The organism is Lacrimispora sp. BS-2 (genome assembly GCF_040207125.1).
Taxonomy (GTDB): domain Bacteria; phylum Bacillota; class Clostridia; order Lachnospirales; family Lachnospiraceae; genus Lacrimispora.
The window spans coordinates 1,957,012-1,971,691 of sequence record NZ_CP157940.1; the positions used below are offsets into that span (position 1 = coordinate 1,957,012).

14 protein-coding genes are annotated in these 14,680 nt (G+C 44.5%); 3 read left to right on the forward strand and 11 right to left on the reverse strand.

The window, feature by feature from the left end; all coding sequences use genetic code 11:
* Positions 1 to 75: 75 nt before the first annotated feature.
* Both ABFV83_RS09300 and ABFV83_RS09305 read right to left on the reverse strand, forming a co-directional pair.
* Positions 76 to 1,953, reverse strand: a complete 1,878-nt coding sequence (locus tag ABFV83_RS09300; protein WP_349948586.1) for a DUF4914 family protein — start codon at positions 1,951 to 1,953, stop codon at positions 76 to 78.
* 369 nt (positions 1,954 to 2,322) lie between these two features.
* The gene (locus ABFV83_RS09305) at positions 2,323 to 2,688 is read right to left on the reverse strand and encodes a Na-translocating system protein MpsC family protein (RefSeq protein WP_054740131.1); all 366 of its coding nucleotides are present in this window, start codon (positions 2,686 to 2,688) and stop codon (positions 2,323 to 2,325) included.
* A gap of 545 nt (positions 2,689 to 3,233) precedes the next feature.
* Here ABFV83_RS09305 and ABFV83_RS09310 point away from each other — a divergent pair.
* The 3 genes from ABFV83_RS09310 to ABFV83_RS09320 all read left to right on the forward strand — a co-directional run bounded on the left by ABFV83_RS09310 (position 3,234) and on the right by ABFV83_RS09320 (position 5,662).
* A complete protein-coding gene (locus ABFV83_RS09310; RefSeq protein WP_349948587.1) occupies positions 3,234 to 3,641 on the forward strand; it encodes an arsenate reductase ArsC in 408 nt (135 codons plus the stop codon).
* A 209-nt stretch (positions 3,642 to 3,850) separates the two neighbouring features.
* Positions 3,851 to 4,684 (forward strand): pentapeptide repeat-containing protein, encoded by an 834-nt coding sequence (locus ABFV83_RS09315; RefSeq protein WP_349948588.1) that lies wholly within the window; start codon positions 3,851 to 3,853, stop codon positions 4,682 to 4,684.
* 108 nt (positions 4,685 to 4,792) lie between these two features.
* Positions 4,793 to 5,662, forward strand: a complete 870-nt coding sequence (locus ABFV83_RS09320; protein ID WP_349948589.1) for an AraC family transcriptional regulator — start codon at positions 4,793 to 4,795, stop codon at positions 5,660 to 5,662.
* A 127-nt stretch (positions 5,663 to 5,789) separates the two neighbouring features.
* Here the strand turns inward: ABFV83_RS09320 and purD are convergent, their stop codons facing one another.
* The 9 genes from purD to ABFV83_RS09365 all read right to left on the reverse strand — a co-directional run bounded on the left by purD (position 5,790) and on the right by ABFV83_RS09365 (position 14,618).
* A complete protein-coding gene (purD, locus tag ABFV83_RS09325) occupies positions 5,790 to 7,058 on the reverse strand; it encodes a phosphoribosylamine--glycine ligase (protein ID WP_349948590.1) in 1,269 nt (422 codons plus the stop codon).
* Positions 7,058 to 7,657: a phosphoribosylglycinamide formyltransferase gene (gene purN / locus ABFV83_RS09330; RefSeq protein ID WP_349948591.1), complete on the reverse strand. Its 600-nt coding sequence runs from the start codon at positions 7,655 to 7,657 to the stop codon at positions 7,058 to 7,060. Before purN ends, purD begins: the two co-directional genes overlap by 1 nt.
* Complete coding sequence (purM, locus tag ABFV83_RS09335) at positions 7,651 to 8,676, reverse strand: phosphoribosylformylglycinamidine cyclo-ligase (RefSeq protein ID WP_349948592.1); 1,026 nt, start codon at positions 8,674 to 8,676, stop codon at positions 7,651 to 7,653. The genes purN and purM overlap by 7 nt, the downstream gene beginning before the upstream one ends.
* A 23-nt stretch (positions 8,677 to 8,699) precedes the next feature.
* Positions 8,700 to 9,218: a 5-(carboxyamino)imidazole ribonucleotide mutase gene (purE, locus tag ABFV83_RS09340; protein ID WP_349948593.1), complete on the reverse strand. Its 519-nt coding sequence runs from the start codon at positions 9,216 to 9,218 to the stop codon at positions 8,700 to 8,702.
* A 242-nt stretch (positions 9,219 to 9,460) separates the two neighbouring features.
* Positions 9,461 to 11,281 (reverse strand): methyl-accepting chemotaxis protein, encoded by a 1,821-nt coding sequence (locus ABFV83_RS09345; protein WP_349948594.1) that lies wholly within the window; start codon positions 11,279 to 11,281, stop codon positions 9,461 to 9,463.
* 150 nt (positions 11,282 to 11,431) lie between these two features.
* Positions 11,432 to 13,507, reverse strand: a complete 2,076-nt coding sequence (locus ABFV83_RS09350; protein ID WP_349948595.1) for an aminopeptidase — start codon at positions 13,505 to 13,507, stop codon at positions 11,432 to 11,434.
* Between the two features lie 5 nt (positions 13,508 to 13,512).
* Positions 13,513 to 13,833 carry a calcium:proton exchanger gene (locus ABFV83_RS09355; RefSeq protein ID WP_349948596.1) on the reverse strand — a complete coding sequence of 107 codons (321 nt, stop codon included), beginning with the start codon at positions 13,831 to 13,833 and terminating at the stop codon, positions 13,513 to 13,515.
* Complete coding sequence (locus ABFV83_RS09360; protein ID WP_349948597.1) at positions 13,802 to 14,299, reverse strand: VanZ family protein; 498 nt, start codon at positions 14,297 to 14,299, stop codon at positions 13,802 to 13,804. The genes ABFV83_RS09355 and ABFV83_RS09360 overlap by 32 nt, the downstream gene beginning before the upstream one ends.
* A gap of 169 nt (positions 14,300 to 14,468) precedes the next feature.
* Positions 14,469 to 14,618 (reverse strand): hypothetical protein, encoded by a 150-nt coding sequence (locus ABFV83_RS09365; RefSeq protein WP_054740123.1) that lies wholly within the window; start codon positions 14,616 to 14,618, stop codon positions 14,469 to 14,471.
* Positions 14,619 to 14,680 lie beyond the last annotated feature (62 nt).

The window sequence follows — 14,680 nt, forward strand, 5'->3', positions numbered from 1 at the left end:
AGCGAAATGAATCTCATTGTCAAGCACTAGTATACCAGTACATGGTTCTCTGGAACCCACGGCCTTCCGACAATTCTAATACCTCATGGGAATGATTTCCAGATATTCCTTGACCGTGGCACCTGCCAGAAACATATCTATGATCTGCTTTCCTAAGGGATTTAAATCATCGGTATAATATTTCATCAGCTCCTGTTTAAAGAAGTCTGTCAGGATCTTTGCTCCGTCGTCATAGCCCTGAATACCTACCTCCTGCTGGGTTTCCGGTCTTAAAAATGCTCTTCTGATGTACTGGCCGTCAATTTTCAAGGAATCAAGGCCAAAGCCAAGAAGCGGACAGCGCGCTTCCACAAGATGCTCCGGTTTAAACTTGGCACTGCCTCGGCGGGCAATGTATTCCCTGGCAACCCACTGGGGCATAAAGCTTACCTCATATGCGCCGATATGCTGGTTGGGGATCAGGACATACCGGGTATTGGTTGAACTTAAAATCTGGTCAAGCAAAAGATTTGCCTGAGTTACCATTTTACCGGTTGCAAAAGGCCAGTAAGAGCCGACTCCTTCACTGGTCATTTCAAGAGAATCGATAATGCTTGGATTGTTGAATCCTCTCGGGGCCACAAGACGCCATAACCAGGCCAGTGCCGGAGGCAGTATGTGGAGAATGCCAAGAATTCCATATGTCGGGTTTTCCTTTGTACATGCCGGAGTCCGTACGCCAAAGCTTCTCACGTCCACTTCCACGGGAGTATCAATGGCTTTGGGAACCAGTCTTCTTGGTAAAACAACGCGGGGGTTGGGACAGGGCTTTCCGTTTTCATCCAGGGTATGTTCCCAAACCAGACAGGTGGCACCAGGTACTGCCTGCATGTTTAAGAAAATAAGAGGCTCTTCCGGCTGGATCAGTATTTTTTCATATTGGGGAGAGGAACCATAGCATTTGATGTTGTCCAGGCGTAAAAACCACGCGGATTCTGCATCCTTTACCACCAGCTTTTTGCTGTCATTCTGCATCTTGGGATGGCATAATGCCATGTCATCTGTCACCGGTATCAATTCACAGGTTTCACTTAATACCAGATAATTCTTTTCACCTGTAACCGTATTTCTTCCTAATATGGCTCTGCCATCCATTTCCTTGTGAATGTCTTCGATCATTTCACTTTTTCCGCCTCCGGAGGCGCCTTCGTGCATGATGACGATCTCATTGTCATAAGGAGTGATTACTTTTACCGTTGATGCGTGTGCTGTAACCCAGCCTTCCTCTTCTCCTATATTAAGAAGAACTCCGTAAATGCCCTTTTTGGCACTTGGACCGGGATATAAATTATAGGAATAAACTTCATGAATTCCATCCAGACGGTTATGAACCACGATCTGCTTTCTGTCAAAATGAGTATGTCTGAATGGAGGAGCCAGAAATACAACTGCTCTTGGCTTAAAGTCGGAAGAAATCTGGTCAATATTTAAAAATCCCTGTAAATCTGCAAGTCCGGCAGCGAAAAATCCGGCGTTTAAGGGAGCGATCAGGATTGAATCATATCCATATTCAAGTCCGCCTGACTTAAATGGAAAGAAAATCAGCTCCTGCTGTTTCAGCCAGTCTAAGGTTTCCGTTCTCAGGGTCTTAAAATCGGAATGATAAATCTCCTCATATCTGGGTTTATCCGTTGGTTTATGATCTGCAATTAACAGACAGTCAGGATCACGCCTTCTCATGTAATCGTCCGTATAATTGACTACAACTCCATTTTTACACTTTACAGCGGTGGCCTCCAATACCTTGCCTTTGCCTTCCACTTCATATTCAATATCAAACTCGGTATTCTCAGAATTTCCCATTGCAAGCGTCAGCAAATCTTCCCTTGTCTTAGGAATAACAACACCTTTTGACTGAACCAATATATCCATTACATACTCGGGTAAATTCATATCACGTAAACATTCCAGCATATTTTCCTCCGTTCCTGCGCACGCCATGATGCACATCTGATGTTTGCACCAAATATGGGTCCGGCGCAAACCATGTAGTTAAAATGGTTTTCTTCAACCTTCATTTCCCAATTTTATTAAGTATTACATAGTTTCTATTTTAATATTCCATGCATGAGATCCTTCTGCTATTTTCCCCAAAGCCTTTTCAGACTCATGCCGAATACCTTCTGCACATAACTGAAAAACTCTTATGATTTCCATTGTTTCGGTGTTTTCCTGTTCACCTATCGCCTCCTTCCTTATATATATAAAGCCGATATCCATAAAATGGATATCGGCTTACTTACAACTTAGAATGATAATTCTACTTTGCGACGTCTTCCGGTGTTATTTAACTGTGTAAAACTCCTCTAAATTCCTATCAACAGTTATGACAATGATCTTTTCACCTGTTTTGGTGCTGATATCGGAATGAGTGCTGATAACGGTCACATCCATGACTTCTGTTAATAATTTCTCAAGGTATTCTCTTCCGCCCTCAAACAGGGAAGTCCGGACTTTTTTAAGCAATTCAATACCCTGGGCACTTTCCGTAAGCTTTTTCTCAGAAGGGCTTAAAAATCCTAATAACCTGACAATGATCATGTCATTTAATACATAGGTACGGACCATCTTTGGACCCCTGCCCATATATTCAACTTCAAATTTACTGACGACTTCACTGATTTTAGCTTCCAATTGACCTTTTGTCATATTGCATCACCTGTGAGATACAATATCATGAAAACCGGGCCATGTCAATATTTTTTTAATCGAATCAAACAGCTTCACCATAATCATCAATCTGCCAGGAAAGGCCACGGCCTGCTCCACGTTCCTAAAGGTTTTATGGTACAGCTCCTCGGAATCTGCATATTTGCTGTGGTTTTCCGGTTTTATTTATGGTAAGATAGAATAAACTGGTCTTTCAGTAACTTTAACTTTAAACGAAAACCAGGGTTATAAAAGGAGAATAGAAATGCAGCTCTGCATTGGCATTGCTCCGTGCAGGGACATGTCTATTCAGCAAGAAATACGCTGCAATTTTTCACCATTCCCTTAGGATATCTATGGGGCGGTATTTTGGCTGACCGGGTGTTTGAACCATTCATGGCAGAGCCGCCGGCGGGCAGAAATATCTGGAGACTGGAAAAATAAATTGTCCTTTTATCCAATTGGCTCAGTAATGTGCTCTTACAGCTTCTATGTACCTGTTAAGCTGGTGCGGGCAGCAAATGAAAACAGGAGGTGTTTTGTAAATGAATAAACCCAAAATAGCGTTTGTATGCGTCCATAATTCCTGCCGAAGCCAGATAGCTGAAGCACTTGGCAAGCACCTTGCCTCAGATACCTTTGAAAGCTATTCTGCCGGGACAGAAGCCACGCCACAGATCAACCAGGATGCAGTACGGCTTATGAAACGGCTTTACGGAATTGATATGGAGCAGACCCAGCATAGCAAGTTCCTGTCTGAGATTCCTTCGGCAGATATTGTTATAACGATGGGCTGCAATGAGAAGTGTCCGTCCCTGCCCTGCAAATATCGGGAAGATTGGGGACTTAACGATCCCAGCGGTATGGATGATACCGTTTTTTTAGAAACCATAACTCTCATCCGGGATAAAATTTTAGGCCTCAGAGATCGTATCCAAAACGGAACTTTATAAAAAGGGCTGGCAGGTGTTATGCACTTGCCAGCTATTTTGTTGCATTACCGGAATCAAACAGTTCATGCTTGGAGGAAGTTTTCTGCAATGCATGGTATGATGACCAGCCAATCGGTTATTCGCAATCCGCGCCCCTACTTGATTCGGTAAAAATGCTTACTCACTATTTATAACAGGAACTTAAGCAGAAATTCTAAGGCGGTGAAATCATGACCAATGATAAAGTAGATCGTAAATATGATAATTTAATAACAAAGTTGAAAATTGATTGCAAGAAATGCAGCGGATTATGCTGTGTTGCTTTATACTGCGCAAAAATAGATGGTTTTCCTGGAAATAAAGAGGCTGGAACACCATGTAAATATCTGGATTCAGATTTTCGCTGCAAAATTCACTCCAAACTGGCCGACAAAAATTACAAAGGCTGTTTAGCCTATGACTGTTTCGGAGCGGGACAAAGAACAACCCAGCTTTATCTGCCAGATGGAACATGGAACATGAATCCGGAACAAGAGGATAAACTTTTTAATATATTTATGATTGTATATCAGTTACATCAGATGCTATGGTATCTGGTTGAGGCATTTGCTTTGACATCAGACCAACTTCTAAAATCAACAATTGATTTGCTTATCACAGAGAATGAACAAATGGTACAGCAGCCCATGGATAATCTTTCTACGCTGGATCTCTCAAAATACAGATCAAAAGTGAATAAAGTATTAAAACAAATAAGCGTCGTGATTTCGGAAAATGCTTCGTCAAATCAAATTCACGGTGCAAATTATTTGGGGAAAGATTTTAAGAAAGCAAATCTTGACAGAAAAAATTTCAGTATGTCATTAATGATCGCGGCAAGTTTTTCAGGATGCAGTTTAAGAAAGACTAATTTTTTAGGTGCTGACCTCCGTGACGCGAACTTCAAAAATACTGATTTGAGTGAGAGCATCTTTTTAACACAAATGCAGATTAATTCCGCAAAAGGAAATTCGGATACAAAAATCCCCATAAACTTATCCCGTCCAGCCACATGGGAAAAATGAGCTGGATTCCGGAATGATTACGCGGTAAACTTATACCAGATTAGCAAAAATAATCGAGAAATTTCTCCTACTGGAGATGTAAGATAAGAAACGTAAGGAGGTGATAAGATGGAAGAAAAAATCGAAGCTGTCCAGCGGATGCAGGATTATATTGCAGAACACCTGTCTGAGAATATCACATTGACTGCTTTATCAAGCGTTTCATATTTTTCACCGTGGTACTCCTATCGTCTGTTTTTGCAGCACACCAGCATGACGCCAGCCGATTATATTCGGCGCTTTCGGCTCTCTAAGTCAGCAATCAAACTGCGGGATGAATCCTGCAAAATTATAGATGCAGCTTTGGAACTTGGATTTGGCAGTGTAGACGGCTATCAGCGGGCATTCTTCCGTGAGTTCGGGTGCAATCCCAAGGAGTATGCGAAAAGCCCTGTTCCGCTCTATCTTTTCACACCTTATGGAGTCAAATATCGAATACCCGGAAAGGAGAAACAGATGGAAACTGTAAAAAGTGTATTTGTGCAGGTTATGGAAAAGCCGGAACGAAAGGTACTGATCAAGAGAGGGGTAAAAGCTGCCGACTATTTCGCTTATTGCCAGGAGGTTGGCTGTGATGTGTGGGGGCTTTTGCAAAGCATCAAATCCATTGGCGGTGAACCGGTCTGCCTGTGGCTGCCCGCAAAGCATATTGCCCCCGGCACCTCGGAGTATGTGCAGGGCGTTGAAGTGCCGGTGACTTATGATGGGATTGTTCCCGATGGATTTGATGTTATTGAGCTTCCTGCCGCAAAATACCTGATGTTTCAGGGAGAACCCTTTGCTGAAGAGGATTACTGTAAGGCCATCGAAGATGTGCAGACAGCTATCGGGAAGTACGATCCTGCTGTCATTGATGCACAGTGGGATTCATCAAACCCCCGAATCCAGCTTGAGCCTATAGGCTCAAGAGGCTACATCGAACTTCTGCCAATCAAATAATTCAAAAGCACAAGGTGGCTTTAATAAGCCGTCTTGTGCTTTTTTGTTTTATAAGCCGGGAATCATCCGGATATACAGGAGAGCTGTTAGCGCTCAGACACGCTTATCTCCCCGCCTCTTCTTCAGACTACTCAATCCCTTTGCCAATATCCTGCCTCATATACTTATTCTCAAAAGAAACCCATTCCGCCGCCTGATAGGCATTTGCTCTGGCTTCCTTTAAATCTCTTCCGATTGCCGTCACTCCCAGCACTCTTCCGCCATTGGTCACCACTGTTCCGCTGCCGTCCAGTTTACTTCCTGCATGAAAGGCAAAATATCTGTCCTGCCCCTGAAATGCTTCCAGCCCTGTAATGGGATACCCCTTTTCATACTTTTCCGGATAACCATCCGATGCCAGTACCACACAGACCGCCGCATTATCTTCAAACTGCAGGTCTACCTGATCCAGCGTCCCGTCAATGCAGGCCTCAAAAACCTCTACAATGTCATTTTTCATCCTGGGAAGCACCACCTGTGTTTCAGGGTCGCCGAACCTGGCATTATATTCCAATACTCTGGGGCCCTTTTCCGTCAGCATCAGACCAAAGAATATAATCCCCTTAAATTCCCGGCCCTCTGCTTTCATGGCATCCACAGTGGCCTGATAAATATATTGCTTACAAAACCTGTCCACTTCTTCCGTATAAAAGGGGCTTGGAGAAAAGGTCCCCATTCCTCCCGTATTAAGGCCCTGGTCTCCATCCTTTGCCCGCTTATGATCCTGGGCGGATGTCATAATTTTAACAGTCTTTCCATCTACAAAGGAAAGCACCGATACCTCCCGGCCAGTCATAAACTCTTCCACCACGATCCGGTCCCCTGCGGAGCCAAACCGCTTATCAAGCATCAAGTCCTTTACCCCGTTTTCAGCTTCTTCCTTTGTGCTGCATATTAAAACGCCCTTTCCCAAAGCCAGGCCGTCAGCCTTTAATACAATGGGCATTGGGGCTGTTTTCACATAGCTTAATGCCTCCCCCGGAGAATCGAAGATTTCATATGCCGCTGTGGGAATTTCATACTTTTTCATCAAATCCTTGGAAAATGACTTGGAGCCTTCCAGCAATGCAGCACGTTTTCGGGGGCCGAACACCCTTAGCCCTGCTGCTTCAAATGCATCCACCGCTCCGGCCACCAGGGGATCATCCGGTCCTATGATGGTTAAATCGATCTCCTTTTCCCTGGCAAATGCCACCTGCCTGTCAAAATCCATTACCCCCAAATCCACGCATTCCGCAAGCTCTGCGATTCCTGCGTTTCCGGGAGCACAATATATTTTATCAACCTTAGGGCTTTTGGAGATTTTCCATACAATGGCATGCTCCCGCCCGCCTCCGCCTATGACCAAAATCTTCATTACGATTCCTCCTGTCCGTTTGCAATCAGCTGTATGGCTTTGGGAAGGATCTGCCATTCCGCCTCTTCCATGACACGCCGCTGTAAAATCTCCGGCGTATCTCCTTCCCGGACCTCTACTGCCTTCTGCAAAAGAATTGGTCCCGTATCCATCCCCTCATCTACATAGTGGACCGTGGCTCCCGTAACCTGCACTCCCCGTGCCAGGGCAGCCTCATGAACCTTAAGCCCATAATACCCTTTTCCGCAAAAAGACGGGATAAGGGACGGGTGAACGTTAATGATCCGGTTTCTGTACTTTTGTATCATGGTTGCCGGAACAGCAACCAGATATCCGGCCAGAACGATCAGATCAAGGCAGTACTGGTCTATCTTCGAAAGAAGCGCTTCATAAAACTCTTCTCTTTCCTGAAAATCCCCGGGAGAAACGCAGAAAGCCTCAATTCCATGGTTTCTGGCTCTTTCCAGGGCATAAGCGTTCCGGTTATTGCTGATGACCACCTTTACCTCTGCATTTGTGATCCTTCCACAGTCTATGGCGTCCAAAACTGCCTGAAGATTGGTTCCCCCGCCGGAAACCAATATACCGATTTTCAGCATAAAGTCACGCCCTTCTCTCCTCTTTCCGTATGACCGATTACATAGGGAACCTCTCCCGCCTTATGAATCGCTTCCATAGCCTTATCCACATCTGCCGGCTTCACTGCTAAAATCATTCCGATTCCCATGTTATAGGTATTGTACATGATTTCTTCTTCAATACCGCCCTTATCCGCCAGCAGGCCAAAAATGGCAGGCACCTGATAGCTGTTCTTTTCGACCACCGCCCGAATGCCCTCGGGAAGCATACGGGGGATATTTTCATAAAAACCGCCTCCGGTGATATGGCTGCAGGCTTTGATCACTGCCCCGCTGTCTTTTACGCTTTTTAGTGTATTTACATAAATTTTGGTAGGAGTGATCAGCGCTTCGCCAAGAGTCTTACCCAGCTCCTCATAATAGGTATCCAGGCTTTCTTTTGTCATGTCAAAGACTTTGCGCACCAGTGAGAAGCCATTGCTGTGAATGCCGGAAGAGGCAATTCCTATGAGAACATCTCCCTCTGCCACATCAGCCCCGGTAATAAGATTCTTCTCATCCACCACGCCAACTGCAAAACCGGCAAGATCGTATTCGTCCTCAGGATAAAACCCCGGCATCTCCGCTGTTTCACCGCCGATCAAAGCAGCATTGGCCTGCTTGCAGCCGTTTGCAACCCCTTTGACGATCTCCGCGATCTTTTCCGGGTAATTCCTGCCGCAGGCAATATAATCCAGAAAAAACAAAGGTTCTCCGCCTGCGCAGGCAATATCATTGACACACATTGCCACACAGTCGATTCCAACGGTATCGTGCCTGTCCATTAAAAATGCAAGCTTCAGCTTTGTGCCCACCCCATCGGTTCCTGATACCAGCGTCGGCTTTTCCATGTTTTTAAAAGCTGACATGGAAAATGCTCCTGAAAATCCCCCGATTCCTCCAAGAACCTCGGGTCTCATGGTTTCCTGCACATGCTTTTTCATTAATTCAACCGACTTATACCCGGCCTCAATGTCAACTCCTGCATTCTTATAATCCATTTTTCTCCTCGCCTCCGATTTTCTCACTTCTTCATCTGGGATAAATATTCCTGATAGCCGATCTGATCCAGTTTCTCCGCTTTTTCTGCTACCTCATTTTTTAAGTTTTCCGAGTATTCCTTCAGCCTTCCTAAAAGCTCCCCGTCATTGACTGCTAAAATCCTGGCTGCAAGGATTCCTGCATTGGTTCCTCCGCCTATAGCAACGGTTGCAACCGGAACTCCGGAAGGCATCTGTACGATAGAATAAAGAGAATCCACTCCGCCAAGGTCCGAAGTCTTCATAGGAATGCCGATTACGGGCATTGGGAACAGAGCCGCGCACATTCCAGGAAGATGGGCTGCCTTGCCTGCACCGGCAATGATGACCTTTATGCCTCTTGCTTCCCCCGTTTTGGCATATTCAAAAAATATATCCGGTTCCCTGTGGGCGGAGATCACCGTCATCTCAAACTCCACTCCCAGTTTTTTCAAAACATCTGCTGCCTGAGCCATAACAGGCATATCAGAATCACTTCCCATAACAATCGATACATTTGCCATAGTAAATTCTCCTTTTTTTGTTTGATGTGAAGATTCATTATTTGCAGTAATACATTTTATTAGTTTAATTAATAATTATCGCTTATTAATTAACTTTTACTTATTAATTATAATACAAGTTTTTTTCTGCTTCGTCAATGGTTTTCTTAAAAATTTGGCCACACCCCCATGAGGGATACAAAAAAGCGGGAGAACCGGAAAGATATCTTACTCTCTCCGGCCTCCCGCCTGACTATGTATGGTTAATACTTTCCGCCTCCAAATGAGGATGGCTCCTCAAAATAAATTGGATCAATGGTAAGAGCCGGGACCTCCTGGTCTTCTGCATAAACCGGCGTTTCCGATGGGGATTCCATGGACCTGGATTCCGTCTCTTCCTTCTTGCCACCCTCATAAAGGTCAAAGCCCTCAACAAGTCCCTTCATGATCTGGGCCTGACCTGACAGTTCTTCGCTTGCCGCAGCACTTTGCTCCGCTGTAGCCGAATTAGTCTGAACTACGCAGGATATCTGATCAATTCCCTGTGCAACCTGATCAACTGCCACCGCCTGCTTGTCAGAAGCCAATGCAATCTCTTCAATAATCGTATTAATGCGTCTGCTTCCTTCCACAACCGCCTGCATAGCCTTCGCTGTCTCAGCAGTAATTCTGGTTCCATTATCCACGGCGTGCATGCTTTCCTCAATAAGCAGCGTGGTGTTCTTTGCTGCTTCTCCGGACTTGCTTGCAAGGTTACGCACTTCATCCGCCACAACTGCAAAGCCTTTTCCGGCTTCTCCTGCACGGGCGGCTTCAACGGCCGCATTAAGCGCCAGGATATTCGTCTGGAATGCAATATCCTCAATGGCCTTTATGATCTTTCCAATTTCATTGGACTTATCACTGATCTCCATCATGGCCTGGTTCATTTCTGACATTTTTTCACTGCTCTTTGCCACATTCCTGGTTGATTCCTCTGATGTGGAACGTGCCTCTTTTGCATTCTGGGCATTGACGTTTATCTGGTTTGATATATCACTTATGGCAGCTGCAAGCTCCTGAATGGAAGAAGCCTGCTCCGTAGCTCCCTGGGACAATGCCTGGGCGCCGGAGGATACCTGTTCCGAACCATTGGCTACCAGATCCGCTGACTGGTTAATGCGGAAAAGGGCTTCGCTTAAATTATTTCTGATTCCGCACATGGCCATAAGAATCGGCTCATAATCCTGAACATACTGTTCCTGATGCTGGGATTCAATCCGAAAATCACCCATTGCCAATGATGTCAGCAAGTTGCTGATATCGTCAATCATGTTTCCAATATTGGAAATGGTGGTCCGCATGCTGTCAGCCAGAACTCCCAGCTCATCCTTTGACTGGTAGTTTAACTGGATATGAAGGCTTCCCTTTGACATTTCCACTGCCGCCTTCTCGATTTCTTTAATAGGCGCCACGATGCTCTTGGTCGTGAAAATCGAAAAGCCCAATGTAGCTAATACAGCAAGGAACTGCAAAGCGACCACTGCTATCTGGGTTATTCCTGCCGCCTTCTGAGCGTTTATATAATTGTCATTGGCTCCTTTACTGGCATCGTCACTGATTTTCACCAGATCATCCTGAACCTTGGTGAAATAAGGATCTAATGATTCAAAGAATATATCTGCTGCCTGTCTGGTCTTATTTTCCCTTGCCAGTTTAAACACCTGATCCTTAAAAGGCTGAGCCTCATTTAAGGTATTCTCGATGCTGTCCACCATGGATTGGTCTCCCTGATAGTTTTCCCTTAAAAACTGTATCTTGTTACGGAATTCTTCAAGGTCCGCCTCTGCAGCATCAATATATTCACCGGTAGTCTGTAAGTCCAGGCTCATGGTTGCATATCCTACATTTTTAGCCGCGGACTGAATATCACGTCTCATCTCAAGAGTCTGCATATCGATCTGGTGTCCGTTGTTAAAGAAATCTACAAATTTACCGTTGTTTTGCCTTAAGCTTACCATGGAAATTGTGGAAACTATTAAAAACAGCACAAGGATAGCCCCAAAAGCAAGTCCAATTCTATTACCAATCTTTAAATTCTTCACCTTTGTCCTCCAATCACTTTATCTATCCTATTTTTGTATAACTACTAAATCCATATATATCTTATCGGCAAGTCTTGCTTTTTTATAAGCATTTTAATATAATTTGTTAAATTTTTGGATATTTCTCGTTTTTTTAATTATTTTTTGCAATTAAAGTCCTGCTAAGGGAATATTTAATTCCTCCGTGCCCTCTAATACAAATCTGCCGTCATCAATAATTAAAACCCTTTCTCCGGAAACCGTGACAGCCTCTATCTTATCCAACTCCGCATAAGGTATAGTTATATCCGTATGACAGCTGAAATACGCCTTAGATACATCTTCTTTTCTGAGAATGGAAACTTCATTATCCCTGGCAATGATCTCCTTGCCATTGGGATTGTAAACAGGGCTTTCCTCCGCCCAGCTGTAACAGGTGTCGCCCACTGCAAAATGGGGTCCCATCTTTTCCACAATGAGGATTGGCAGTTTATCGATAATTCCGAACTTACGGGCCATAGCATAAGCCGTGGTATTGGTACCTATGGCAAACTCTCCCATGGGAAGGGTATCGTGGTTCTTTAAGATCACCTGTTTCACAAGGGCCTTTCCTTCCGACGGATCCTCAAAATTGCTGCAGGAATAGTCCTTTATCATACCATTTTCAAAGGTCATAACAAGATCTTTAAACTGGAAATCCGTAATATACACCGAACTGACTGCCAAAGTTCCTTCCGTTCCCGCAAGCCTTGGGGACGTAAACACTTCTCCAAGAGGAATGTTCACATCAGCCACACAGTTTTCAAACTTTGTTTCCTTATTCTTGTCTGTCAGCGGACGAAGGGCCACTTTAAGGCGGGTCCTGTTATTTCCTTTTCCCGTTACCTCCACATAATCTGCCTCATCCAGAACATCGATAACCGCCTGCTGGATTGCCTTATATTTCTCATAATCAAGGGTGTTGATTGCAATGGTCTCTTCAAATATCTTTTCAAAATCCTCCCCGATTTCCGGTACCGGAAAAGCAATGATGGTGAAGCTGGTCTCATCTCCTGGTACGTATTGATTGAGAATTCTTGAGGTTTCATTGGACATTTCCGCTGAAAGCTTTTCCTGTTTGGCATCCAGACGGTTGGCTTCCGGCTTATTCACCGGATCAAAGCCTTCTTTTCCAAAGGTTTCAAGCACTGCAGGCCCGGCAAAGGCTGCCGCCTGTTCCTTGTAGGTTTCATAAGCCACCTTTAAAACTGCCGCCTTCCGGTCTTTAAAGGCTTTATTCAGATAAAGTGCATCGTCGTAACGATGATCGTAATCATACTGTCTGTTAGGAGATGTACTGTAGTAACCGGACTTCCGGCCGGCATTGGTATTGACTGTCCAGACAGCCGCACGGCAAAGGATCACCTTAAGACCAAGCTTTTCGAAGTTCTCCATGGCATATTTCACCATGCGCTCAAAGCCCAGCTCATAACGGATCTGTACTGCTCCCTTTTTCTTTAAATCCCTTCCCATTACCTCAAATCCTTTGCGGTATCCTTCGGTATAGGTATCCGCCATAAGGCGTACCCTTTCCTCTGGCAGGGAATTTAAGAATTCTGCGGTTTTTAATTCTGAATCGGAAATATATTCGCCAAAATAATATAAATACCGAAGATCCCCTAAGTCATTCTCCCGGATGATATCCGCTGCAAAGGAAAGCGTCGGATCAAGCCCTTCCCTGACCCGGAAGGTAACCGTATGATCCGTATAATCGCTGACAAACCAGTAGATTACTTCCTTAATTTTGGAAACCTCAGGGATTTCCTCCTCAAATATGTTGTAAATTTCAATCAGCGTTTCATTTAAAATGGTAAGATCCGTAAGTCTCCACTCATGGACAAAAACAATATCCCCGCGGATCTCCTTATACAGATACGAAAGAAGCTGGCCATAGCCCTCTCCCAGCTTTGATACCGCATATGCCGGGTTCGCATAGCTCTCCTCATAATGGCCGGGTAAAATATCCTGATAAAGCTTCTGGTTCCATTCCCTTAAAGCCTCCACAGAAGCCTTTTTCTGGTCCCCGGACTGAGTAAACCGGAGATATTCCCCCATCATGGTGATGAAGGACGCTGTCCTGGCAAAATAATCACGGTAAGGTTCCGGCACCGTTTGTTCCGTTGCCATCTGCCCGATCCGCTCCATTGACAGCTCAAAGCGCTCCTTAATATCCTCATTTTCCTGTTTGAACAATACTTGATAATCCATAATCTTTACCCCTTTATTCCTATAATGATAAGCACTGTCCAAAGAATGATAAGGCCCAGACTGATCCCCATTCCTATTTTAGACAGTATGTATTTTTTTTCCTTTTCAAAGAAAGAAAGAACACCATAAACCAGTGAAAAAAGTGAAATCAACAGGCTGCAGAAGCAGACAGCTGCCACATTAAGCTGCGCCTGCCCTTCAGCCATTACGGAGCTGACGATTCCAATGATTCCAAGTATAAGTGCCCCGATCGCAAGTCCCAGGGACAGAAAGCTTCTTTTTGCAAAGGGCTTTCTAATGTAGGACACTCTTTTCTGCTTTTGCACGCCTTTTCCTCCTCATTCTCACTCTTGTATGCTGAATGATTTTATACAGGATGTATCCAAGGATACCTCCCAGTGTATTCAATAACATGTCATCTACATCAAAGCATCCCACCTTGAAAATAAGCTGGGTGGTTTCAATGCTTAAGCTGAACAGAAAGCTTAAAAGCATTGTATTAAACCAGTGGCGGCTCCTGCGGCTGATGACCGGAAGAAAGAAGCCGCAGGGCATAAAGCCAACAATATTTCCCACAATATTCAGCAGAAAGGATTCCAGGCCGACCACATGGCGGTATATAATAAAACGCCGTATTTCCTTAAACGGGGTTAAGTTGTATGCATATTCCTGCTGGACCCGGCTCCCCCTGCCGAAATAATCGGAAAAAAATAAAAAGTATGCCAAAAAGATCAGGTAAACTATAAAGATTACCCAACCCATCTTCTGCCGTTTTGTCGCATTTCTAATCATAACAGCTCCATCTATATGCGGTGCTATGGAAAACAGGTTTTCCTTAGCTGCCGCGGTATTCGCCCAATGAATATGCAAGCATATTCATTCCGCTCATTACTCGCGCCAAAAAGAGAGAGGCTGCTTATAAGCCACACCTTTCCACCAGCATCCTCTCCTATAATATCAGTTAAAATGTAATTTCAGATTTTCTCTTCAGCAAAAACGCTCCATTTATAATTGATATGGTCCCGGCGGCAATTCCTATAACGGTCATTACAATTCCAACACCAATACTTAAAGCGCCTATATTTCTCATAGTTTTATAAACTCTCTCCATACCAAGCTCTCCTTTCCTCTTTCAGCCCATGCTTCTTGGACATTAAGGTATACCCGCAGGGT